General features: G+C 67.2%; 22 protein-coding genes and 1 tRNA gene. 16 read left to right on the top strand and 7 right to left on the bottom strand.

Annotation, left to right across the window (positions count from 1 at the left end; genetic code table 11):
- The 5 genes from ACZ7OY_RS12345 to ACZ7OY_RS12325 form a co-directional block, all read right to left on the bottom strand.
- Positions 1 to 2065: tetratricopeptide repeat protein (locus tag ACZ7OY_RS12345; RefSeq protein ID WP_471911349.1), on the bottom strand; the 2065-nt coding region annotated here is incomplete at its 3' end.
- Between the two features lie 5 nt (positions 2066 to 2070).
- Positions 2071 to 2520 carry a hypothetical protein gene (locus ACZ7OY_RS12340; protein WP_471911348.1) on the bottom strand — a complete coding sequence of 150 codons (450 nt, stop codon included), beginning with the start codon at positions 2518 to 2520 and terminating at the stop codon, positions 2071 to 2073.
- A gap of 407 nt (positions 2521 to 2927) precedes the next feature.
- On the bottom strand, positions 2928 to 4940 hold the full coding sequence (locus tag ACZ7OY_RS12335) for an ATP-binding protein (protein WP_471911347.1): 2013 nt from the start codon (positions 4938 to 4940) through the stop codon (positions 2928 to 2930).
- 63 nt (positions 4941 to 5003) lie between these two features.
- Positions 5004 to 6251: an XRE family transcriptional regulator gene (locus ACZ7OY_RS12330; protein WP_471911346.1), complete on the bottom strand. Its 1248-nt coding sequence runs from the start codon at positions 6249 to 6251 to the stop codon at positions 5004 to 5006.
- Positions 6252 to 6409: 158 nt separating this feature from the next.
- A complete protein-coding gene (locus ACZ7OY_RS12325) occupies positions 6410 to 6790 on the bottom strand; it encodes a GntR family transcriptional regulator (RefSeq protein WP_471911345.1) in 381 nt (126 codons plus the stop codon).
- Between the two features lie 475 nt (positions 6791 to 7265).
- On the opposite strand from ACZ7OY_RS12325, the gene ACZ7OY_RS12320 reads away from it, so the two are divergent.
- The 16 genes from ACZ7OY_RS12320 to ACZ7OY_RS12245 all read left to right on the top strand — a co-directional run bounded on the left by ACZ7OY_RS12320 (position 7266) and on the right by ACZ7OY_RS12245 (position 19577).
- Positions 7266 to 7439: a hypothetical protein gene (locus ACZ7OY_RS12320; RefSeq protein WP_471911344.1), complete on the top strand. Its 174-nt coding sequence runs from the start codon at positions 7266 to 7268 to the stop codon at positions 7437 to 7439.
- A 153-nt stretch (positions 7440 to 7592) separates the two neighbouring features.
- Complete coding sequence (locus tag ACZ7OY_RS12315; protein WP_471911343.1) at positions 7593 to 7880, top strand: hypothetical protein; 288 nt, start codon at positions 7593 to 7595, stop codon at positions 7878 to 7880.
- A complete protein-coding gene (locus tag ACZ7OY_RS12310) occupies positions 7877 to 8893 on the top strand; it encodes a DUF2637 domain-containing protein (protein ID WP_471911342.1) in 1017 nt (338 codons plus the stop codon). The genes ACZ7OY_RS12315 and ACZ7OY_RS12310 overlap by 4 nt, the downstream gene beginning before the upstream one ends.
- Positions 8890 to 9540 carry a GGDEF domain-containing protein gene (locus tag ACZ7OY_RS12305; protein ID WP_471911341.1) on the top strand — a complete coding sequence of 217 codons (651 nt, stop codon included), beginning with the start codon at positions 8890 to 8892 and terminating at the stop codon, positions 9538 to 9540. The genes ACZ7OY_RS12310 and ACZ7OY_RS12305 overlap by 4 nt, the downstream gene beginning before the upstream one ends.
- Positions 9540 to 9923, top strand: a complete 384-nt coding sequence (locus ACZ7OY_RS12300) for an RRQRL motif-containing zinc-binding protein (RefSeq protein WP_471911340.1) — start codon at positions 9540 to 9542, stop codon at positions 9921 to 9923. Before ACZ7OY_RS12305 ends, ACZ7OY_RS12300 begins: the two co-directional genes overlap by 1 nt.
- A 79-nt stretch (positions 9924 to 10002) precedes the next feature.
- Positions 10003 to 12228 carry a cell division protein FtsK gene (locus tag ACZ7OY_RS12295; RefSeq protein WP_471911339.1) on the top strand — a complete coding sequence of 742 codons (2226 nt, stop codon included), beginning with the start codon at positions 10003 to 10005 and terminating at the stop codon, positions 12226 to 12228.
- Positions 12229 to 12368: 140 nt separating this feature from the next.
- Complete coding sequence (locus ACZ7OY_RS12290) at positions 12369 to 12623, top strand: hypothetical protein (protein WP_471911338.1); 255 nt, start codon at positions 12369 to 12371, stop codon at positions 12621 to 12623.
- Positions 12624 to 12779: 156 nt separating this feature from the next.
- A complete protein-coding gene (locus ACZ7OY_RS12285) occupies positions 12780 to 12974 on the top strand; it encodes a hypothetical protein (protein WP_471911337.1) in 195 nt (64 codons plus the stop codon).
- A 17-nt stretch (positions 12975 to 12991) separates the two neighbouring features.
- Complete coding sequence (locus tag ACZ7OY_RS12280; protein WP_471911336.1) at positions 12992 to 13606, top strand: hypothetical protein; 615 nt, start codon at positions 12992 to 12994, stop codon at positions 13604 to 13606.
- Entirely contained in the window at positions 13603 to 13833 is a 231-nt protein-coding gene (locus ACZ7OY_RS12275) for a hypothetical protein (RefSeq protein ID WP_471911335.1), read from the top strand. Before ACZ7OY_RS12280 ends, ACZ7OY_RS12275 begins: the two co-directional genes overlap by 4 nt.
- Before the next feature lie 88 nt (positions 13834 to 13921).
- Positions 13922 to 14677 (top strand): DNA methylase, encoded by a 756-nt coding sequence (locus tag ACZ7OY_RS12270; protein ID WP_471911334.1) that lies wholly within the window; start codon positions 13922 to 13924, stop codon positions 14675 to 14677.
- Entirely contained in the window at positions 14674 to 15564 is an 891-nt protein-coding gene (locus ACZ7OY_RS12265) for a bifunctional DNA primase/polymerase (protein ID WP_471911333.1), read from the top strand. Before ACZ7OY_RS12270 ends, ACZ7OY_RS12265 begins: the two co-directional genes overlap by 4 nt.
- 349 nt (positions 15565 to 15913) lie before the next feature.
- Positions 15914 to 17080: a DUF3631 domain-containing protein gene (locus ACZ7OY_RS12260; RefSeq protein ID WP_471911332.1), complete on the top strand. Its 1167-nt coding sequence runs from the start codon at positions 15914 to 15916 to the stop codon at positions 17078 to 17080.
- Between the two features lie 394 nt (positions 17081 to 17474).
- Complete coding sequence (locus ACZ7OY_RS12255) at positions 17475 to 17684, top strand: helix-turn-helix domain-containing protein (RefSeq protein WP_471911331.1); 210 nt, start codon at positions 17475 to 17477, stop codon at positions 17682 to 17684.
- A 73-nt stretch (positions 17685 to 17757) separates the two neighbouring features.
- On the top strand, positions 17758 to 18927 hold the full coding sequence (locus ACZ7OY_RS12250; RefSeq protein ID WP_471911330.1) for a tyrosine-type recombinase/integrase: 1170 nt from the start codon (positions 17758 to 17760) through the stop codon (positions 18925 to 18927).
- 365 nt (positions 18928 to 19292) lie between these two features.
- Positions 19293 to 19577 carry a hypothetical protein gene (locus ACZ7OY_RS12245; RefSeq protein WP_471911329.1) on the top strand — a complete coding sequence of 95 codons (285 nt, stop codon included), beginning with the start codon at positions 19293 to 19295 and terminating at the stop codon, positions 19575 to 19577.
- 114 nt (positions 19578 to 19691) lie between these two features.
- Here ACZ7OY_RS12245 and ACZ7OY_RS12240 read toward each other — a convergent pair.
- Both ACZ7OY_RS12240 and ACZ7OY_RS12235 read right to left on the bottom strand, forming a co-directional pair.
- A tRNA-Pro gene (locus ACZ7OY_RS12240) sits at positions 19692 to 19765 on the bottom strand.
- Positions 19766 to 19807: 42 nt separating this feature from the next.
- Positions 19808 to 20602 (bottom strand): Pr6Pr family membrane protein, encoded by a 795-nt coding sequence (locus tag ACZ7OY_RS12235; RefSeq protein WP_471911328.1) that lies wholly within the window; start codon positions 20600 to 20602, stop codon positions 19808 to 19810.
- Positions 20603 to 20604: the final 2 nt, after the last annotated feature.

The following is a 20604-nucleotide window of genomic DNA, read 5'->3' as shown; positions in this document are numbered from 1 at the left end:
TGGTGGCGGCCTGGGTGTGGGCGTCGATGGCCTCCTCGAACCGCCGCACCTGCCGCAGAGCGAGGCCGAGATTGTTCAACGCCGTGCCTTCGCCGTGACGGTCACCGAGCTCGCGGCAGATGGCCAAGTCGTGGGTGTGGGCGTCGATGGCCTCCTCGAACTGCCGCACCTGCCGCAGGACGATGCCGAGGTTGTTCAGCACCTGTCCTTCGCCATGCCGGTCACCGAGCTCGCGCAAGACGGCGGCGGCCTGGGTGTGGGCGTCGATGGCCTCCTCGAACTGCCGCACCTCCCGCAGAGCGAGGCCGAGATTGTTCAACGCCGTGCCTTCGCCATGCCGGTCACCGAGCTCGCGAAAGACGGCAGCGGCCTTGATCTGGGCGTCGACGGCCTCCTCGAACCGCCGCACCTCCCGCAGAGCGAGGCCGAGATTGTTCAACGCCGTGCCTTCGCCATGCCAATCACCGAGCTCGCGAAAGACGGCAGCGGCCTTGATCTGGGCGTCGACGGCCTCCTCGAACTGCCGCACCTCCCGCAGGGCGACGCCGAGATTGCCCAGCGCATGGCCTTCGCCATGGCCGTCACCGAGTTCCCGGTAGACAGTCAAGGCGGTGATGGTGAGGGTGATCCAGTCGTCGAAGTAGCGGCGATAGTCGAGGTATCGAGCGAGGGAGAAGGCGAGGGAGATCGTGGTGGCCAGGTGGCCGAGGGCTGGTGCGGCGATGGCGGTAACGGTCAGGTTGGCGTGTTCGGCGTCCAGCCATTGCAGGGCAGCGGCGCGGTCTGGGAAGTGGGGGGCGCGGGGGCCGGGGAGGGTGCCTAGGTGGGTGTCGGCGGCTCGGGTGGTGTCCTGGTAGTGGGTGAAAAGCTGGGTGCGGGCGTTGTCGCGCCGGTCGCTGGCGGCGTGGGTGTGGCCGTGTTCGTCGGCGTAGAGGCGGACCAGGTCGTGCATGCGCCAGCGGCCCCAGGCCAGTGCGGGTTCGATCAGGTGGGCTTCGGCAAGGTGCTGCAGGAGTTCCTCGGCCTGGTCGGGGTCGGTGTCGGCGAGGTGAGCGGTGGCGTCGGTGGACAAGTCGGGGCCGAGGTTGAGAGGCAGCAGGCGAAACAGCCGGGCCTGATCCGGGGTGAGGTGCTGGTAGGACAGATCGAAGGCGGCGCGTACGGCGCGGTCGGGGCGGGCGAGTTTGTCCAGCCGGCTGTGTTCGGTCTGCAGCGCAGTGGCCAGGGACGCGGCAGGCCGGGTGGGAGCGGCGGCCAAGACGGCGGCGGCGATACGCAGCGCGAGCGGCAGGCCCGCGCACAGCCTGGCGATGACGGTGGCCGCTTGTGGGTCGTCGGTGAAGCGGGTGTCGTGGTGGCCGCGGGCGTAGCGCAGTGCCTGGTCGAGCACGGCGGTGGAGGCGGTTTCGTCGAGGGTGTCGAGGTCGTGGAGGCGGGCGTCGAGGCCGTCGAGGGTGTGGCGGGAGGTGACCAGGGCGGCGGTGGTGCCGTCGGTGGGCAGCAGCGGGGCGGCCTGGCTGGTGGTGGAGGCGTTGTCGACGATGACGAGGATGCGCCGGTTCTCTTGGGCGTAGGCGGCCAGCACGCTGCGGTACAGCCGTTGCCGATCCTCCAGGCCGTTGGGGATGTGCTCGCCGGGAATGCCCAGGGCGCGCAGCAGTCCTTCCAGGGCCCGTTCCGGGGCAAGGCGGCGTTCGGGGTCGTAGCCGGCGAGGTCGGTGAACAGCACCCCGCCAGGGAACCAGCCCGGCTGTTTCAATGCCTGCGAGGCGATCTGGACGGCGAGCTCGGTCTTGCCGATTCCGGCCAGTCCCGACACCGCGCTCACCAGCACCGTGCGCTGCTCCCCCGCCCCGTCGTCGGTGGGGGCCAGTTCCGCCAGCAGTTGCTCGACGTGCTTGTCCCGGCCGGTGAAGGCAGAGGCCGGGGCCGGTAGCCCGGACAGCGCCGGGGTGATGGTCGGCGGCAGCTGCACGGTGATGTCCCGGCCCTGGATGACCGCATGAAAAGAGATCCCGCCTGTGATCGTGTTACTGGTCGCGCCGCCCGTGCGGTCGTCGCTCACGCTGGTCACCGCGTGAAGTCGGATGTGCTGTCGCCCGGAGCTCCGGGAGAGGGCAGGGGCGGGGTGGTGAAGTTCAGGTTGGAGAAGTCCCGGCCCTGCAGTACCGGCCCGTTCTGGGTACCGCCACTGATGGTGTTCGTCACCGCCCCGTCCCCGGTGCGCACCAGCTTGGCCTGCTCCTGCCAGGCCGCAAGATGGGTACGGAAGTCCCCATCCACCGCGGCCCGCACGGCAAGGGCCGTGCTCAACGCCTGCGCCCGGCTCTGATCGTCCGGATCTGCGGCAAGGTGGACCAGTTCCGCCTCCCCGGAACTGTCTGCCGAGGTCTGCCCGCTGCCATCCCGGCGGAACGGGCGCCGTACCAACGCACTCAGTCCCGCCCAGGCCTGCCGGCCGACCTCCCCGCCGGCCCCGCCAGCCAGTGCCGCCAGCAGCCCTACGGATACCGGATCCATCCCCCACCATCCTCGCCTTGCGCGATCAAGAACTTGCATTCAGTGACGAATGGAAGAGGTGGACGGTTCCCGTCCTACGCCGCACAACCCGCCCCTCCGAGCCACGATCGGCGTACGCCACAGCCGACCTACCTGGCCAGCACGGGACAGGCCGCCACCGTTACGACGGTTTTGGCATTGTCGTAGTAAACCTCGTCAATGATGGGGTTACGCCGGTGACGCTCGTTACGGACTCGCCAGCGCCTGCGGCTGGCACCATTTTCCACGACGATTCAATGCTTAACCGTGTCGCGCACGAATATGATACGAGCTTCAGGAGCATCTGAAGTAGCTCGCCCCCCAGCCGCATCGCTAAATGGTTGGGGGGCGCGGCACCAAAGAGTGGTGATGGCTACAACCGCTCGAAGCTATTCGCCATCGTTTTGTTCCGGCGTCGTATAGTCGGCATCCTGAGGGCCGACACCTTCACGTCGTCGTTGCACACCTCTATAAGCTCCGCTTTCGAGGACCTCGCGAGTCCGAGCCACCTCTTTTTCCTTCCTGCTGAAGTGAACGTTTTGCACGTCGCCTTCAAGGATGGCCCGATAGTGCTCGTAGTATGTGCGTGCCCTTGACTGGATATCCCGCCAGGTGAGGAGCTCGCCGTCTTCGCGTTCGTCCCAAGCTTTTCGAGCTCGGGGGCTGATCTCGTAGCTGCTATTGGAGATGAAGGCCATAAAGCCTACTTTTTGTGCAACCTCAAGGCGGTCGGCGTATTGCTCCAGTTTCTGTGTATCTTCGAGGGTTACCGAGTGGCCTGATCGCTTGATCTCGATTACGACTAGTTCGCCATCTCCGGAAAGGGCAAGGAAATCATATCTACCTTCGTAGGTAGGGTCGGCGAGGTCTTCCTTGCCCCATTCTCGAAGGGTAGTAGTGATTCGCTTCTCCTCCGAAAATACCTGCCACTCCGGGTTGATGAGCCATGGGTAGTCGGCGATTAGATCGTGTAGATTTTCCCTTCCTCTTTCAGGAGCCGTCTCGGGGGCATCATTGACGATGAGGTCGTAGAATTTATCGATGATATCCAGTCGACCTCTTACAACCTCCAGTACGGCGCGGCTCTCAAGGAGCTTCCAGTCGTGCATGTACTCGACAGCTTGCTGGAATGCCTCAGGGTCGGCCGCCGCGACGTCAAGCTCCGTTATGAAGTCATGGAACTGTCTGTACTCAAATGCTCGCAGGATTGTATCGGCTAGGGGATTCACTCTGTCGTTCTCGGTTCCCGCCTTTCCGAGCAGGATCAAGAATTTATCCACTTGGTTTGCCGATTGTCGGTCGAGGCGTCCGATCCTGTCGGCGAACTCCTTGTTCTCGCGAACCTCCTTCTTTACCTTCTCCCCTCGCTGCTCGGTTCGCTCCCTCAAGAGGCGTCGGGTTAGCGCATCCCCCCACGATTTCAATGGGGCTGCGGTTTCATCCTCCCAATCGATTTCTTGCCTGTCCGTCGAAACGCGATCACTGATGTCGTCGGATCCCGCGTCTAGATAGTCAGCTTCGATGACTCCGGTGAGATATTTAGTCCCGTGCTGGCCGCTCGCGGTCCCCTCGACGTCGAAAAAGTATGGAGGGGCTTGGGCTGTTTTCCCGTTAACGATGATCGTGAAGCCTTGCAACTCCTTCGGTAGAACGGTGTTGCTGAAGCCTGCCCACCATTTAATGGTCTGCCCGGGTGCGATCTCGACGGTTTCCTCGCCGGACGCCGGTTCTCGCATGTCGAAATCGATCTTCGGATCAAAGACCAGTTCGCCGTTGAGATAGATTTCCATTTCGCCGCGCACTTTTGTGCTAAATCGGCGGGCGAGTGCGCGGTTCAAGCCCTCAACGCTCACATGTGTTTTATGCTTGAGATTTTGCATGGTGATGCGAGTGCCGCTTGAGTGCGGCAGCGTCCCGTCAACCGGTTCGATGAAGCCACGAATGGGTACTACCGCAGTGTGATCCGAGTCCGTCTTTAGGGCGTCTGAGTCAAGAGTGAGTTTGCAAGATTGACCTTCTCGCCAGGTGATGACGGTCATGTTTCGAGCGAGCCCGAAACCAGCCAGCTTGCCAACGCCCTTTCTGCCCATGGTGAGGCGCCCATTACTTGTGGGCTGTCCGGCCGATCGTCGATTCCTGCCGATCACCAAATAGTTGTGTTCGACTTCGTCGTCGTCCATTCCGATGCCGTTGTCTGTCACCGTGAGGATACTAGTCCGTGCATTGTATTCATGCTCGGATGGAACGCTGATGTCGACCCGCGTGGCACCTGCATCCCAGCAATTGGCCACGAGTTCAGCGATAGCGACGTCACGCCGCTTGTACATCTGTGTACCGAGGTGTTCCAGCGTCCGGCCCAAGACTGTGATTTTGAAATCTCGTTCGCGCTTCTCAGTAGACATGGCCACACCTTAGGTGGCAGCAGCACTGCTGGTGCGGAGTTTCGCTGATTTCGCGCAGCTCAGTCATCTAGGCAAGAAGCCGGGCTTCTCCTCTGAGAGCAAGCGCAGACGGGCGAGGTAGCCCTGCGCCGCTGGCTCCGCGGCGTAGCGGCGCCGCATCTCGGCAGCAAGCTCCCGGCTGGTCATAATCAGCGACGGTACCGACTGCCGATCACCTTCAAGAGCGCGTTCGCCCATCGTCAGTGCCTGCTCCAAGTCGCCTTCACGGGCTGCCGTGACGCCCAGCGTGACGCGGGCTTCAGCGTTGCGCATCGGTGAGCGCTCGGTGCCGTCGAAGTCGGTGCCCGTCCTCAGTACCTCTTCGGCGAGCGTGCGCGCAAGCTTGTCTTCGCCTACCAGCCGATAGCAATCCATCGCGTAGAAGTCGAACTTGGCAGGGTCAACCACGAAGTGGTTGTCCAGGTTCTCGGGGTACGGCATCCCTTCGAGTAGTCGCCGGCCTTTGTCCAGGGACACTTCGACCTGCCGGCGGTCCCCAAGCCGCGCCCACGCCTTGGCTTCCTGTGCGGCAAGCTGCACGGCCACGCCGTGGTGCTGCGCCCTCTCGGCGCCGGCCTGCGCCGCGGCGATGACGCCGCGATAGTCGCCAGTGGTGAGCGCGAACCATGCCCGCATCTCGTGTGCCCACCCGGCGACCTCCGCATGGTCAGCCTCGGTCGCGAGCGAGAGCGCTGCCTGCCGCGTCGACTCGGCAGCGTGACGGTCGCCCGTGTCGTACTCGACACAGCCGACGAGTAGCGCGAGCCAGCCGGACAGGGCGAGCACTTCGCGGTGTTGCGCGAGTGTGAGGCTCTTAGTGTGAAGCTCGACGACTCGGCGAAGCCACTGCCGCCCCTCGATTAGGAGCTGCTCGCTTGGCATGAACGGGTACTCCGAGGCGAGCCGGTCTGTCGTGATCCGGAGGGCATCAAGCGTGGCGTTGTCGACGTCGGAGCGGTTGAGGCGGCTCACGATCTCCAGCGTCTCCATGCCGGACGCTGCCAGGATCTCCTTGCCTCCGTCGCGCCGCGAGGGCGCCGGGAAGAGCGCATGCGTCACCGTGCCGAACGTGGCCGCGATCATCGGTTGGTAGAAGTCGTTCGGCATCTGGCCCGACTCCCAGCGCTTCCACTGGCGAATCATGCTGTCTTCCGCCGGCAGCTCCGTGGAAGCGTGCGCCCGCAGAGCCCTCACCGCGTCACGTTGTGACCAGTCACGCGCCATGCGTTCAGCCGCGATCCGTCGCGCCCATGCGGGCCTGTCGTCGGTCATGCGCCCTCCTCCGAGTGCTTGCACCGAGTCTCGCGCGTGAGCCGGGGGGACAGGGAAGGTGACAGGCCGGTGTCACCGGACATGTCCCCTCCTCCGGACTGCTGTCCCCAGGCTGTCACTTACCTCTCAACTCCCGTTCGCAGCAAGCTAGTTGCAGATCAAGCATCACCCGACACGGAGCGGCTTTCGAGCGCTTCGAGTCTGACGCGTAGTTCCGAGACTTGGGAGGTGAGATGTTCGAGCTGGCGCAGGACTTCGGGAAGGTCGACACCCGCGGTGGCTTCGTCGGCTTCAGTGATCTGCTGCGGATCTCTGGCGTAACTCCCGCGCGACGTAGTCAGGATGAGTCCATCCTCGCGAAGGATCGCAAGGGCCCGCTGCACCGTCATTCCGGAGATCTTGAACCGCGTTGTCAGGTCTCGCACGGAGCCCACGTGGGCGCCCGGCTTGACGTCGCCACGCAAGATCTCTTGCCGCAGGATGTCGGCCGCCTGCTCGGACTCCGGTCTGGGGTCGTCTTTCGAGATTTCAGCGCTCATCACGCCATCGAGCGTACCCACCTCTAGTACGACCTAGCACGAACCTTCGCAGCCCTCTTGCGGCGTGGTGCGTACTAGTACATGCTGTTACGCATCAGCACGGCGGGCCTGGAAGGGCTCCGCCGACTGTGTTCGTAAGTGCTTGACCTGCAAGTCCGCGCGATCAGGAGCCCCGCATCGGACGGGGGGAGGCGACCCGGCGCCTTGTCATTCACCGGAGGGCTTAGACCGAAAGGTCACGTCTCCATACGCCTACTTCGAGGCCGGACAGCTCTACCTGACACGGGAGCGCGGTCGCGATGAAGGAGACATGCACTACGCCCCGATGGTCGTACGGACCGTTCGACTCGGTTCGGGGGCGCCGCCCCGCCGCATCGCGGCATGAGGGCTAAGCGGTTCGGCTGCTGTTTCACCACATCAACGCTGCGGCCGTCTCGCTCTTTTGTGCACTTCCTCGACACGAGGGGACGCTTTCATGCGCCGGATCACCAACCCCAAGCACCCGAACGCTGACCAGGTCGGAACAGAGGTCGAGTACGAGGGCGAGCCGCACCGGATCACGGATGTCGGCGGCGGCTATTTCACCCTCGTTCGCCTCCGCGACGGATACGGCAAGAACGTCAGGATCCGCGAGGTCAACGACCAGTAGCCACACCGCCCCGATGGTCGCAGGCAGGGTCCGACTCCCTGCCGGGGCACCGCCCCGCCGCAGTCCGCGGCTTGGGGCTTCCGGAGTTGTCGCCGTCTCACCAAAACGCCTGCGGCGCTCCGGCTGTCTGTCCCTCCCGCTTCTGGAGCTGTCATGCGTACGTACGTCGGCCGCCAGCAGGCCGTATCCATCGCGGATTTCGCGGAGCTTGCGCTCGGCACCCCGGTTGAGCTGTGGCTCGGGGTGGAGGGCGAGACGGACGAAGAGCGTGCCGCCCGCGAGGATGCCGCGCGCGACATCCTCGCCGAATCCCCCGAGCTGCCTGACGACCTGGTCCGCATCGCGGCCGGCGTCGTCGAGACGCACCCGGAGCTCTTCGACATCGTCCCCCTGGCCCGTCCCTCCCGCCGCCGCACGGCGCGCAAGGGGGTGGCGGCATGAAGACCGCGCTCGTGACCGCTGAGCAGCACTCCGAACGGGCTGCGGTGCCGCCGTTGACCCGCCCGGAGATGGGTTTGGCCGGCGTGGGCGCGCTCGCCGCCGCTGCGGTCGGCGCGCTGGGTCTGATCTCCTCCTTCGACGCTGTGTCCGCCGCGGCTGCACGGTGGGGCTTCAGCAACCCACACCTCCTGCCCGTCGCGATCGACATCGCCATCCCGGTGTTCACGCTGGCCAACCTGCTGTTGATCCGGCTGGACATGGCGTTGGGCTGGGTACGGTTCGTGCCCTGGGCGCTCACCCTGGTCACCTGCTGGCTGAACATCGCGGCTGGCGACTCGGTGTCGGCGAAGGTGGCACACGGGACGATGCCGCTGCTGTGGGTCGTCTTCTCCGAAATCGGTGCCCACGTCTACGCCGTGCGCATCGGTGCGGTGACCGGCCGGCGCATGGACAAGGTCCGCTTTTCCCGCTGGCTGCTCGCACCACTGTCCACATTCGCGTTGTGGCGTCGGATGACGCTGTGGGAGGTCACCGCCTACGCCGACGCGCTCGCGCTGGAGAGGGAACGGCTGCTGGCTCGCGCCGAACTGCGCGAGCGCTACGGACGCAGCTGGCGACGCAAGACCCCACGCCGCGAACGTGTCCTGCTGCGACTTGGTGAACTCGCCCCAGCGAGCGCCGACGCCGCGATCACCCCTGAGCCGGAGCCGGAGAAGCCTAAGCAGGAGGCACCCAAGGCACCGCGCAAGCGACCGGTCAGCGGCAAGGCCAAGGCTGCGCCGCGCACTCTGGCCGACCTGCTCACCGAGGCCCGCGCGGTCACGACCGGGTGGGCAGACGCTGAGATCAACGCCGAGGCGCTGCGCAAGGCACTGCACTGTGGTGCTCAGCCCGCCCGGAGCGTCCGTGACGCGCTGCTCGCCGAGCGGTCGAAGGGGCGCCAGCGATACGGCGCTGCTCTCATCGCGTCCGACCCTGCCGAAGACGAGCAGCGTCAGGAGGCCGCAGCGTGAACACCCTGGCCGCGGTCCTGCTGTCCGCGCTGCCTCTGGCGTCCGGCTGGGCAGTCCATGTGTGGTGGCTCCGAAGCTGCCTCGACACAGCCCGGCGCGATCCGCTCACCGGGCTGCGCACCCGAGACGGCTTCACTCGCCGCGCCACGGCGTTGTTGAAGGACCCGCGGGCGGTCGTTGTGCTGGCCGACGTCGACAAGTTCAAGGACATCAACGACACGTTCGGGCATGCGGCCGGCGACGCCCTGCTGAAGGGCGTCGCCGACCGGCTCGCCCACCATGTCGGACCCGCTGGGGTCGCCGGTCGACTCGGGGGCGATGAGTTCGCCGCCATCCTCATCGACGACCTCGGCACCGCCGGCGACCTGCTCACCGTGCTGCACGGCGTGCTCGCCCGCCCGGTCGAAGGCCAGGACCCGGCCGTACGCACGACAGTCTCGCTGGGCTGGGTGCGTGCCGCGGACTTTCCCGACAACGACCTGTCGGGCCTGCTGCGGCGGGCGGATGAGGCGATGTACGCGGCCAAACAGGGCCGCGCGGGCACCCGCCGTGCCGGGCTGGGGCGGCTGTTCGCCACTGTCGCCGGGCGTCGCGCCGGACGCTCCGGGGCCCGCACTGACGCTCCGGTCGTGGGGGTGGCGACCTGATGTCCGCGTACACCAAATGCTTCGACCCATCCGGCGCCCGGTTCGGGATCCCCACCTTCCCGTGGCAGTTCGCCCCGGATGGCTACGCCACTCGCCGCCAACTCCGTGCGGCCGGGCTGCGGCCGGGCGGACAGCCGATCGCCGCGCAGGTGATGCGCAGCCATCGGGGCCGCAAGGCCGGGGTGCAGGTCGCCTACCTGTACCGCGTCGACCGCGCCAAGCCGGTGCGGCCGATGACGTCCCGCAAGTGGGGTGCGCTCGCTCTGGCGATGCTCGCCCGCCGCACCTGCCCGCAGTGCCAGATGACCTACAGCTACTGCATCCCGACCTCGCTCGGGATGTGCATCTTCTGCGCCTACCCCGAGGAACAGCGCGCCTCCTGAACGCCAGCACGGGGCCCGGTCTCAACCGACCAAAGCAGCGGCCGGGCCCCGTCATCCCTCCCGAAGGAAGGCCCCCTCAGTGAAGCACCCCGACGACAACAACGAACTCTTCGACCGACTCGAAGCCGAGATGAGCGCCGACTCCGGGGGAGAGGTAGTCGACCTCGACAAGGCGCGGTCGGCCCGCACCGGGTCGGCCGACCCGACCACCCGACCTGACTCCGACCCGTCGGCCGACCCGGAGGGCGGTCGGTCGGGCACCGAGTCGGCCGATCCGACCGCCCGTGCGATGGTCGACCAGCCGACCCCGACCGCGACCGGTCCGGGCTACCTCGGTCGCCTGCTCGCGGCGCAGCGCCGTCCGGTCGTACCGCAGTGGCTCAAGTCCGCGGCGGAACTGCGGACTGCATCGGCGTGGGTGGCCCGCCACTACGCCCACTCGGTCGGCTATCACGCGCTGCGTTCCCCGGTCTACGCGGCCCGCCTCACCTTGCAAGCGCCCTCCGGTGCCGCGAAGTTCGTGGGCGGCACGATGCGGTGGGTGGCCGACCGCGAGGGCGAGCCGGTCCGACTCGCCGCGGTCCGGCGTGAGGATGCCGCGGAGTACCTGAAGCTGTCGCGGCAGCGCGACGGACGGGTCCGACTGCGCACCCTCGTGACCGTGCTCGCGATGTTCGTCGGGCTGGGCGCCGCGCTCGCCATGTATGTACTCGCCCCCGAGTGGCTTCAGGCCGTCTCGATGGGCGCGGTCATGATGGCGTTCGGCTACGCCGGCCGGAAGGCGGACGACCCGGTCATCCACCGCGCGGTGGAACTGCCGAAGGCGGTCAAGCTCACCAGTGACATCGTGCTGCGGGCGCTCGGCTCGCTCGGCATCCCTTCCATCAACCAGGCGCAGGCCAAGGGGCGCGACGGATTCGAGTTCACCGCGCCCATCACGCGCGACGGCCCCGGATGGCGCGCGGAGGGCAACCTCCCGTACGGCGTGACCGTGACAGACATCATCGAGCGGCGCGAGCGTCTCGCCTCCGGCCTGCGCCGTCCGCTCGGCTGTGTCTGGCCCGAGGCGGTGCCGGACGAGCACACCGGGCACCTGGTGCTGTGGGTCGGCGACCAGGACATGTCCAAGGCGAAGCAGCCCAAGTGGCCGCTGATGAAGGCAGGCTCGGTGGACCTGTTCAAGCCGGTCGCCTACGGCACCGACCAGCGCGGTCGCTGGGTGTCGGCCACGCTCATGTACATCGCGGGCGTCATCGGTGCCATCCCCCGCATGGGCAAGACGTTCCTGCTCCGCCTCCTGCTCCTGATCGCGGCGCTGGACCCGCGGGCGGAGCTGCACACCTACGACATGAAGGGCACCGGCGACCTCGACCCCGTCGGGGACTCCGTCTCGCACCGGCATGCCGCAGGGGACGACGACGAGTCCATCGACTACTGCCTGAACGACTTCCGGGCGCTGCGCGAGGAACTGCGGCGCCGAACCAAGGTGATCCGGTCCCTGCCGCGGGACATCTGCCCGGAGTCGAAGGTGACCAGCGAACTCGCCAACAAGCGGTCGCTGGGTCTGCACCCGATCGTGATCGGGGTGGACGAGTGCCAGGTCCTCTTCGAGCACCCCGAGCATGCCAAGGAGTTCGAGGAGATCGCGACCGACCTGGTCAAGCGCGGTCCCGCCACCGGCATCGTGCTGCTGCTGGCCACCCAGCGACCGGACGCGAAGGCGTTGCCCACGGGCATCTCCGCGAACGCGTCGGCGCGCTGGTGCCTGAAGGTCATGGGCCAGGTGGAGAACGACATGGTGCTCGGGACCTCCGCGTACAAGCGCGGTGTGCGCGCGACCATGTTCGCCTGGGGTGACAAGGGCATTCACTACTTCGTCGGCGAAGGCTCCGACGCCCGGATCGTGCGTTCCATCTACATCGACGGACGCGACGCCGAAGCCATCGGTGCCCGGGCCCGCCGGATACGCGAGGAGGCGGGCACACTCTCCGGGCACGCGCTCGGGGAGGCGCCCGAACCCACCGCTGCTGCCTACGACCTGCTCGCCGACATCCTCGCCGTCGTCGCGGCCAAGGAAGCCAAGGTCTGGTCCGAGACGGTCGTGAGTCGACTCGCCGAACTGCGACCCGACGTCTACGACGGCTGGGAACCTGACGCGCTCGCCGCAGCCCTGAAGCCGCATGGCGTCTCCACCATCCAGGTGGGCCGTCGCGTCGAGGGGAAGGTCGTCAACCGGCGCGGCATCGACCGCTCGCACATCACCACTGTGATTGCGGAGCGTAGCGGAAAGCGGGACGTGGGCTGACGCTCCGGGGCCGCTAGCGCTAGCGGCACACCCCGCTAACGTTAGCGGCCCCGCTAGCACCCCATATCTGCTCTGATCAGGCTGCTAGCGGATAGCGGCCCACCTGCGGAAATCCCTGAAACCGCCTTGGAGGGCTCCTCATGACCTTTGCCCTGCTCGCTATCACCCTTCTGTTCGGCGTCACTCTGTGTTACGTCGCAGTGTGCACCGCCTCGCCGTTCGGCAACTGCCGCAAGTGCCGCGGCTGGGGCTTCGAGATGAAGACCGACCGCAAGGGACGCATGAAGCGCGGCAAGGACTGCCGCCGCTGCAACGCCACCGGCAAGCGCATACGCGTCGGCCGCTGGCTCTACAACCGCTGGGCGCGCATCTACCGCGCCGGCACGCCGTCCTGAGGGCAGGCGACCGGCGACCGCCCGTCATGAGACGGACCCCGCTCCTAGCTGGAGCCAGGCGGGCGCGGTCGCCGGTCATCGCCCCAAGCTGGCCAGCACCCGGGGCGTGCAGAGCGTATCCACCCATCCACCTCGCCCGAAAGCGAGATCTCTGCCGTGATCCTCAACATCTCCGCCGTCCTGCTCTTCGGCGCCGCCTCCGCCTTCGCCATCAAGACCAGGTCGGCCGGAGGAGGCGCCGCCACGGCGCTGTTCCTGTTCGGCTTCTTCACCGCGGGCACCGGCGCCTATGAGCCCATCCACACCCTCGTGCAGGCGTTCGCCACCGCCCTCAGCGACCTCGGCAACTGAGAAAGGAGACCAGGACCATGAACGAACCCATCGTCGCGCGGCACTGGCTCGCCATTGTCGCGCCCAAGGCTGCGCCCGCGCTCGCCACCACGACCGTGCTCGCGCTCGCCCGGATCTGGAACGCCAACGGCGCCGAACACTCCGTCGGCAACGCCGTGCTCATGACCGCTCTGTCCCTCGGCGCTGCGACGGCCGGCGCGTGCGCGAGCCTCGGACGTGTGGGTGACTCCGTCATCGCCGGAACCGCGTTCGCCGCCTCCGGAGCGCTCGCCTTCGCAGGCGTGGCCGGATACGCCGACGGGATGTCTCTGCCGCTGCTGCTGTGGTCCGTGGCCACCGCGGGCGCGTACGGGCTCGCCGCCCGGTATTGGCGCCGCGACCGCCGCGATGCGCTCACGTACGAGCGGGACGTGAGCGAGCGGCGTGAGGAGCGCACTCACATCGAGCGCGTCGAGACCCTGCGCGCCACCGCTCAGGTCGAGGTGGCCCGCATCGGCGCGGCCTACGCCGAACAACTCGCCGCCGCGCTCACCGCCCGCGCAGCGCTGCCCGGCTTCGACCCGAAGAGCATCGAGACCACGGGCCTGCCCGCGTTGCCCGGCGTCGAGACCGGCAGGGAGCGTGGCTGGTGACCGGCAACCAGACCCGACGCGCGGGCACGCTGCTCTCGGAGGCACACCGCAACCCGCGCGGTCCGATCACGACCGGCAGCGTTATGCGTCTCTACGCCCGGCTCGGTATCGCGCCGAAGCGGGCCACGGCCCGGGGCGACCTGAAGGCGCTCGCCCGACAGGGCCTGCTCACCGAATGCGGCCCGAGCCACCAGCGCCACTACGTGCTCCGCACCACCCACCAATAGCTAAGCCCGAGGCGGGCGCCGTCTCACCACAAGCCTGCGCCCGCCCCGGTTCTCCAGTCCCTCCGTAGAGAATCAGGAGACCTCAAGCATGACCGAACGTCGTGCCTTCGGCGAGGGCCGTCCGGCCCATGCCACAGATAGGGGGCGCGGTGGCCTCCGCCCGCGCCTGTTGGACCTCTTCTCGTGCGCCGGCGGCGCCGCCATGGGCTACCACCGAGCCGGGTTCGAGGTGGACGGCTGCGACATCGTCGATCGCCCGAACTACCCCTTCGACTATCACCATGGCGACGCGCTCAAGTACCTCGCAGCCTTGGTCACGTCGGGTGAAATCGAGCGGTACGCGCTCGTGCACGCCTCGCCGCCGTGCCAGCACGGGTGTGCGTTGACGGTGGGCACCAACACTTCCCGCGGATGGGGCCGCGCCCACGTCGACCTGGTCGCACCCGTGCGTGACCTGCTCGACAAAGCGGGTCTGCCGTATGTCATCGAGCAGCCCAACGGCCGCGCGGAGATCCGGAAAGACCTCACCCTGTGCGGGGAGATGTTCCGGCTGGGAGTCATCCGACACCGCAACTTCGAGTTGGGCGGCTGGAGCATCGAGCAGCCTGCGCACGTCCCGCACCAGGGCCGGGTGCGTGGGTGGCGACACGGCCGCTTCTACGACGGACCGTACGTTGCCGCATACGGCAACGGCGGTGGCAAGCCCACTATCCCCGAGCTCCAGGCTGCGATGGGGATGGCGTGGACGGACGTGCGCGAGGAACTCACCGAGGCCATCCCGCCCGCCTATGCCCGCTGGATCGCCACCCAGTTCCTTGCCCTCGAAGGGAGGACCGCAGCGTGAACCGTCATCTCCTTTACGCCGCACTCGACGCCGCGGAGCGCGGCTGGGCCGTCCTCCCGCTGCGCCCCGGCGACAAGCGCCCTGCCCTGCACGGCGAGGACGTCTGCCCCGCCATCGGAGACTGCGCCGGCGGACACCGCAAGTGGGAGGCGCGCGCCACCGTAGACCCGGACCGCATCCGTCGTGCGTGGGGCGAGCTGCCGTTCAACGTCGGCATTGCGACCGGCCCGTCCGGGCTGGTCGTGGTCGACCTCGACATGCCCAAGGGGAAGAGCAGTACGGACACGCCTAGCGGCGTGACGACCTTTGCGGCGCTCTGCGAGCGCGCCGGACAGGCCGTGCCTGCGACTCGTACGGTGCGGACTGCGAGCGGGGGGATCCACCTGTACTTCACCGCCCCGGTCGGTGTGCGGCTCGGCAACACGGCCGGACGGCTCGGCAAGCGCATCGACACCCGCGCTTGGGGTGGGTACGTGGTCGCCCCCGGCAGCATCCTCCGCGCGGGCGCCTACGCGATCGTCAACGACGTGCCGCCCGCGCCTCTGCCCGAATGGCTCAGCGCCCATCTGGCGGGCCGTCAATCCGTGCGGGCACTAGCGGCTGCTCCGTCGGCGGTTCGAGCGTCCAAGTACGCCGCAGCGGGCCTGAACGCCGAAACGGCATCTGTGCGGCAGGCCCCGGAGGGCGAGCGCAACGCCACCTTGCTCCGGGCGGCGCGAGCCCTGGGGCGGTTCGTCGCGTGGGGCGACCTCCACAGAGAGCAGGTCGAGGAGGCTCTTCAGTTGGCGGGGGAGCAGGCCGGTCTCTCGCCTCGGTCATGCATGGCGACCATCCGCAGCGGGTTGAACTGGTCGATTGCTCGCAACCAGCAGCGGAGGGTGGCATGAGCGCCCCTCCCCGCCCCTCTCTGAAGAGCCTTCCCGCCACCTCGGCCGGCCCGCGTGCCGCCGGACAAGCGGCGCCCGTTCCGGCCGTGGGCGAGCCGAAGGGCGTCGCCCGTAAGGGCGTCCCTACTGCCCTTCGTTCGGACGCGCATCGGGGAGACAGCCGGTACCCGGTCGCGTGGCTGCACATCTGCGTGCCGCGCGGCGCCGTGCCCACTGCCACCTCGAAGTGCCTCTGCGGCAGGGACCGAAGCGCCGTAGGCCACACCAAGGTGCTCGCCCTGATCGAAGACCACAGCGCCCACCGCGACACATGCCCGCTCCGCACCAACCAGGAAGGGAGGCAGGCGGCATGAGTACGAATCCGCTCGCACCCATCACGGACGGCTCCGCACTGCTCGAAGAGGTGGAAGCCTTCCACCGACGCTTCAACATCTTTCCTCTCGACGCCGCTTACGTCGCCGTGACCCTGTGGGACGCACACGCGCACCTGCTCGACTGCTTCGACTCCACGCCTCGGCTCGCATTCCTGTCGCCGGAGCCGGGATCCGGAAAGTCCCGGGCCCTGGAGATCGTGGAAACCCTCGTGCCGCAACCGATGGTCGCGGTCAATGCTTCCGCCTCCGCGCTCTTCCGTGCAGTGTCGGGAATGGAGGGACGACCCACGATCCTGTTCGACGAGATCGACACCGTCTTTGGCCCCAAGGCCGGAGAGAACGAACAACTCCGAGGCTTCCTGAACGCCGGACACCGCCGCTCCGGTGTCATGTGGCGCTGTGTGGGCGACGGCTCCAACCAGCAGGTACAGGAGTTCCCGTCGTTCTGCGCTGTGGCGGTCGCCGGGCTCGGCTCGCTGCCGGACACGATCCTCACGCGCTCGGTCATCGTCCGGATGCGTCGCCGTGCCCCGAACGAGCAGGTGGAGCCGTTCCGGCAGCGCATCCACGAGAAGGAGGGACACGCGCTGCGCGAGCGGCTTTCCACCTGGGCGCAGTCCGTCCGCGACCAGGTCGACGGGGTGTTCCCGGAGCTGCCGGAGGGCATCAGCGACCGGCCCGCTGATGTGTGGGAGCCCTTGCTCGCCATCGCGGACGCCGCGGGCGGCGCGTGGCCGGCGCGGGCTCGCGCCGCCTGCATCGAGCTGGTGAACGCTGCCAAGACCAGCGACAAGGGCAGCATCGGAATCCGTCTGCTCACGGACCTGCGCGACTACGTGTTCAACGGCATCGACCGTCTGCCCACTGTCGCCATCCTCGACAGGCTGCACGGCCTCGAAGAGGCACCGTGGGCGGACATGAGCGGCAAGCCGCTCGACGCGCGCGGGCTGTCGCGGATGCTGCGGGAGTACATGACTGCGGACAACACGCCGATCGTGGCTCGCAACATCAAGACCGGCGGCAGCGTCATGAAGGGCTACTACGCGACCGATCTGCATGACGCGTGGCAGCGCTACTGCCCGCCCCCTGCGGAAAGTCCGCTACTTCCGCTACCTCCGCTACCAGGCAGGTCAGAGCCCTAGAAACGGTAGCGGATCGGCACTCCGCATCCGCTACCGCGGCGCCCTATCCGCTACCCGCCCTGAGGGGGGCTAGCGGCCATCGAAGTAAATCGCCACGACAACCAGCAGAGGGAAGCCGAGCGTGCAGATCAGCGCGAGCGCCAGCCCCGCCAGACAACCCCATGTGGTCAGACGAGCGCTGGTTCTCTCATGGTCATCGCTTTTCGGCATGCCCTCTTCCACCCACTACCGCCCCGCCCCCTAGGGACCGGTAGCGGCTTCATCCGCTACCGCTACCCCTATCCGCTACCTGGATCATGCGCCTGACCAGGGCGGTAGCGGAAGTAGCGGAAGTAGCGGACCTGACAGGAAGGGGGCCACCGCCCCCGGAACCCTGCCGAGGAGGCACCGCCCCATGGCCACCGTTGCTGTACCTGCCGAACAGCTCCTCTACCGACCCGAAGAAGCGGCCAAGGCTCTCCGTATCGGACGCTCGATGGTCTACGAGGAGATACGCCTCGGACGCCTCCAGACCGTCCGCATCGGCCGTCGCCGCCTCGTGCCACCGGAGTACATCGCGCAGTACGTCGAACTCCTCAAGCGCGAGGCAGAAGCCGCCGCCTGAATTCCCCTACATCCCATTCCGCAGGGCCGCGTCCAACAGGGCGCGGCCCTGCCCTTTGGAGGCACAACGCAGCATGAGCGAAACCCCTAAGCGCGCCACCAGGGCCGGTCATGGCGAAGACACCATCTATTGGGACGCGGCCAAGAATCGGTACGTCGGGGCCGTTTCCCTGGGCTACGCCCCGAACGGCAAGCGGCGTCGGCCGAAGGTCTACGGCAAGACGAAGACCGAAGTGCGGCAGAAGATCCGGGACCTGAAGAAGGAGGTGCAGACCGGCGTCAAGTCGCCGGTGAACTACACCGTGGCCGATGCCGTGAACGACTGGTTGGAGCGCGGCCTGAAGGGACGGGACGAGCAGACCCTCAGCAAGAACCGCAGCATGGCGAACAAACACCTGATTCCACTGCTCGGCAAGGCCAAGCTGAAGGATCTCAGCGCGGACGACGTTGACGACTGGTTGGACGACAGGGCCGAGGTGCTCGCCACGCGAAGCCTGCGCGACCTGCTCGCCATCCTGCGCCGCTCCATCGCGCACGCCCAGCGCAGGGACAAGGCCGCACGGAACGTCGCCCTGCTCGTCACCGCACCGGAGGGGCGCCCTGGTCGGCCGAGTAAGGCACTGAACCTGGAGCAGGCCAAAGCCGTGCTCGCTGCCGCGCGAGGGTCGCGGCTGTACTCGTACCTGGTGCTGTCGCTCCTCAGCGGCGTCCGTACGGAGGAGGCGCGTCCCCTCACCTGGGATCACGTCTTCCTGGAGACGAAGGACGGTATCCCGCCGCATGTCGCGGTGTGGCGCTCAGTGCGCAAGCACGGCGAGACGAAGACCAAGAAGAGCCGGCGGACCATCGCTCTGCCGAAGCAGGTGGTCGACGTCCTCGAAGAGCACCTGCGGTGGCAGCAGCAGGAGCGGGCAGTGAGGGGGATGGAGTGGAGCCGGACCGGCCGTGTCTTCACGACCAGGACTGGCGAGCCGCTCGATGCGGCTAACGTTCGGCGCGACTTCAAGGCCATCGTGAGAAAAGCCGGCCTGAATCCGGAGTGGACCCCGCGGGAGCTCCGGCATAGCTTCGTGTCGCTACTCTCCGACCACGGTGTCCCACTGGAGACCATTGCCCTGTTGGTTGGTCACAGCAGTCAGACCACAACCGAGGCGGTCTACCGCAAACAGCTCCGGCCCGTTGTTACGAGGGGAGCCGAGGCCATGGACGACATCTTCGGTGAGCAGCCGTGCAGCCCAACGTGAAGTCCTGGGGAAGTAACAAGCATGGGTACACCGTCAGGTGAGATGCGCTGACAGAACATCTCACCCACCGAAATGAGTAAGGGCGGGCGTGCCACCTGTGATGGCGGCCCGCCCTTCTTGCCGGCCCGCTATGGGTGGGCCAGATCTCTTGCCATCCATTGCCCTCGGTCTCCTGCCGGGAGTGCGAGAGCCTCGGATCCATCAGGCTGGGAGCTCTATGGTACGCATGTCTGTGATGTCGCTTCCAGGGTCAAAAGGATGATTTGCGGGGCGCGGCGGCACGGGCATCCTGATGAGCCCAATGGTGGTCACGTCTGTGCCGGGAGTGGTGATCGCCATCCGCATCGGGTTAAGGAGTGGTTGCCATGTCCGCGCTCATGACTTTGCTGTGTTACTCGCTATCGATCTTGAGCTTTGTGGCCAGCTGGGCGTACGGAGTCGTTGCTGCAGCATTCCGCACAGGAGCGGATCCGAGCTTCGGGACTCTCGCTCACTTCCTGTGGCTCGTGGCTCTCGCATGCTTCATCAACCTCATGGTGATGATCTACGCAAGGGGGCGCATCTCGCTCAGTACGAAGCAGGAGCTCATGGCTTCGTTCGTCTTTGGTGGCGCCATCGGAGGGTTGGTGATGCCCTGGATGATGCCCTAGATGATCTTGATGAGTTGATGTCGGGGGGTTGATCCACTCCCGTTGGCCCCCCGTTTGGCCCTCCAACGCGTCAGAGGCCCATCCGCGATCATGCGGATGGGCCTCTGACCTGTGTCGGGGTGGCGGGATTTGAACCCACGACCTCTTCGTCCCGAACGAAGCGCGCTGCCAAGCTGCGCTACACCCCGATGTCGCTGCTTGTCCTGCTTGTCGCGGCGACGTCGTTTACTTTAGCCCACCGGTGGCCTCAGACGAAATCCGGTTTTGCCGAGGTGGCGCATCGGGTCGGGGCGGACGTGGTCGAGGACCACCAGGAGGATGGCCAGGGCGTAGAAGGAGAGGCCCAGGAGGAGGGCGTTGGCGAGGGCGCCCTTGTAGCCGTGACGGTCCGCGTCGAGGAACGGATAGAGGTAGCGGCCCGGGGTGCCGGGGAGGATCAGTTCGCCGCGGCCGAGGCAGAACAGCAGGTAGGCCAGGGGATAGAGGAGCCAGGTGGCGGCCTGGCGCAGGTGCAGTCGGCCGGGCGTGGTCAGGAGCAGCCAGTCCAGTACGGCCGCGGCCGGGGTGATCGTGACCAGGATGTGGTTCGCCACCGTCTGCCGGAACGTGTGGACGCCCGGCGCGTTCGTCAGGGAGAACGTGGGCGTCGTACCGGTCAGGAGCAGATGGTGGACCAGGGCCGTGATGACGATGTAGAGGAGTATCGCGCCCGTCACCAGGGCGGGGAGCGGTCGCCGGGCCGACCACGCCCGGCGGGCGGACAGGGCCATGACCACGGCCAGCAGGATGTTGCTCTGGATCGCGAAGTGGCTCAGGACCCGGACCGGACTGCCGACGAGCAGCTCGATCGTCACGCCCGCGGCCGCCGTGCCGGCCACCAGCAGGCGGAAGACGGCGGTCAGCGGGCGGCGTAGGGGGTTCATCACCGCCGTGGCGGGGACGTAGCCGGACGGCAGCAGCGTGGGCGCGACCATGCCCGGGATGGCGGGGAGGTCGGGGATGTCCCTGGGTATCGGCGCGGTCATGC

The sequence above is a fragment of the Streptomyces sp. NPDC107559 genome (genome assembly GCF_055657365.1).
The sequence above is the reverse complement of the archived record's forward strand: the minus strand, read 5'-3'. Positions and strand labels throughout refer to the sequence as shown.

What these genes read in the sequence shown, in the direction of transcription:
- ACZ7OY_RS12300 (WP_471911340.1), top strand. Translation starts at nt 9,540, where the DNA reads ATGTCCGCGTACACCAAATGCTTCGACCCATCCGGCGCCCGGTTCGGG.
- ACZ7OY_RS12280 (WP_471911336.1), top strand. Translation starts at nt 12,992, where the DNA reads ATGAACGAACCCATCGTCGCGCGGCACTGGCTCGCCATTGTCGCGCCC.
- ACZ7OY_RS12310 (WP_471911342.1), top strand. Translation starts at nt 7,877, where the DNA reads ATGAAGACCGCGCTCGTGACCGCTGAGCAGCACTCCGAACGGGCTGCG.
- ACZ7OY_RS12255 (WP_471911331.1), top strand. Translation starts at nt 17,475, where the DNA reads ATGGCCACCGTTGCTGTACCTGCCGAACAGCTCCTCTACCGACCCGAA.
- ACZ7OY_RS12340 (WP_471911348.1), bottom strand. Translation starts at nt 2,520, where the DNA reads ATGGATCCGGTATCCGTAGGGCTGCTGGCGGCACTGGCTGGCGGGGCC.
- ACZ7OY_RS12325 (WP_471911345.1), bottom strand. Translation starts at nt 6,790, where the DNA reads ATGAGCGCTGAAATCTCGAAAGACGACCCCAGACCGGAGTCCGAGCAG.
- ACZ7OY_RS12315 (WP_471911343.1), top strand. Translation starts at nt 7,593, where the DNA reads ATGCGTACGTACGTCGGCCGCCAGCAGGCCGTATCCATCGCGGATTTC.
- ACZ7OY_RS12330 (WP_471911346.1), bottom strand. Translation starts at nt 6,251, where the DNA reads ATGACCGACGACAGGCCCGCATGGGCGCGACGGATCGCGGCTGAACGC.
- ACZ7OY_RS12250 (WP_471911330.1), top strand. Translation starts at nt 17,758, where the DNA reads ATGAGCGAAACCCCTAAGCGCGCCACCAGGGCCGGTCATGGCGAAGAC.
- ACZ7OY_RS12320 (WP_471911344.1), top strand. Translation starts at nt 7,266, where the DNA reads ATGCGCCGGATCACCAACCCCAAGCACCCGAACGCTGACCAGGTCGGA.
- ACZ7OY_RS12270 (WP_471911334.1), top strand. Translation starts at nt 13,922, where the DNA reads ATGACCGAACGTCGTGCCTTCGGCGAGGGCCGTCCGGCCCATGCCACA.
- ACZ7OY_RS12245 (WP_471911329.1), top strand. Translation starts at nt 19,293, where the DNA reads ATGTCCGCGCTCATGACTTTGCTGTGTTACTCGCTATCGATCTTGAGC.
- ACZ7OY_RS12290 (WP_471911338.1), top strand. Translation starts at nt 12,369, where the DNA reads ATGACCTTTGCCCTGCTCGCTATCACCCTTCTGTTCGGCGTCACTCTG.
- ACZ7OY_RS12260 (WP_471911332.1), top strand. Translation starts at nt 15,914, where the DNA reads ATGAGTACGAATCCGCTCGCACCCATCACGGACGGCTCCGCACTGCTC.
- ACZ7OY_RS12235 (WP_471911328.1), bottom strand. Translation starts at nt 20,602, where the DNA reads ATGACCGCGCCGATACCCAGGGACATCCCCGACCTCCCCGCCATCCCG.
- ACZ7OY_RS12335 (WP_471911347.1), bottom strand. Translation starts at nt 4,940, where the DNA reads ATGTCTACTGAGAAGCGCGAACGAGATTTCAAAATCACAGTCTTGGGC.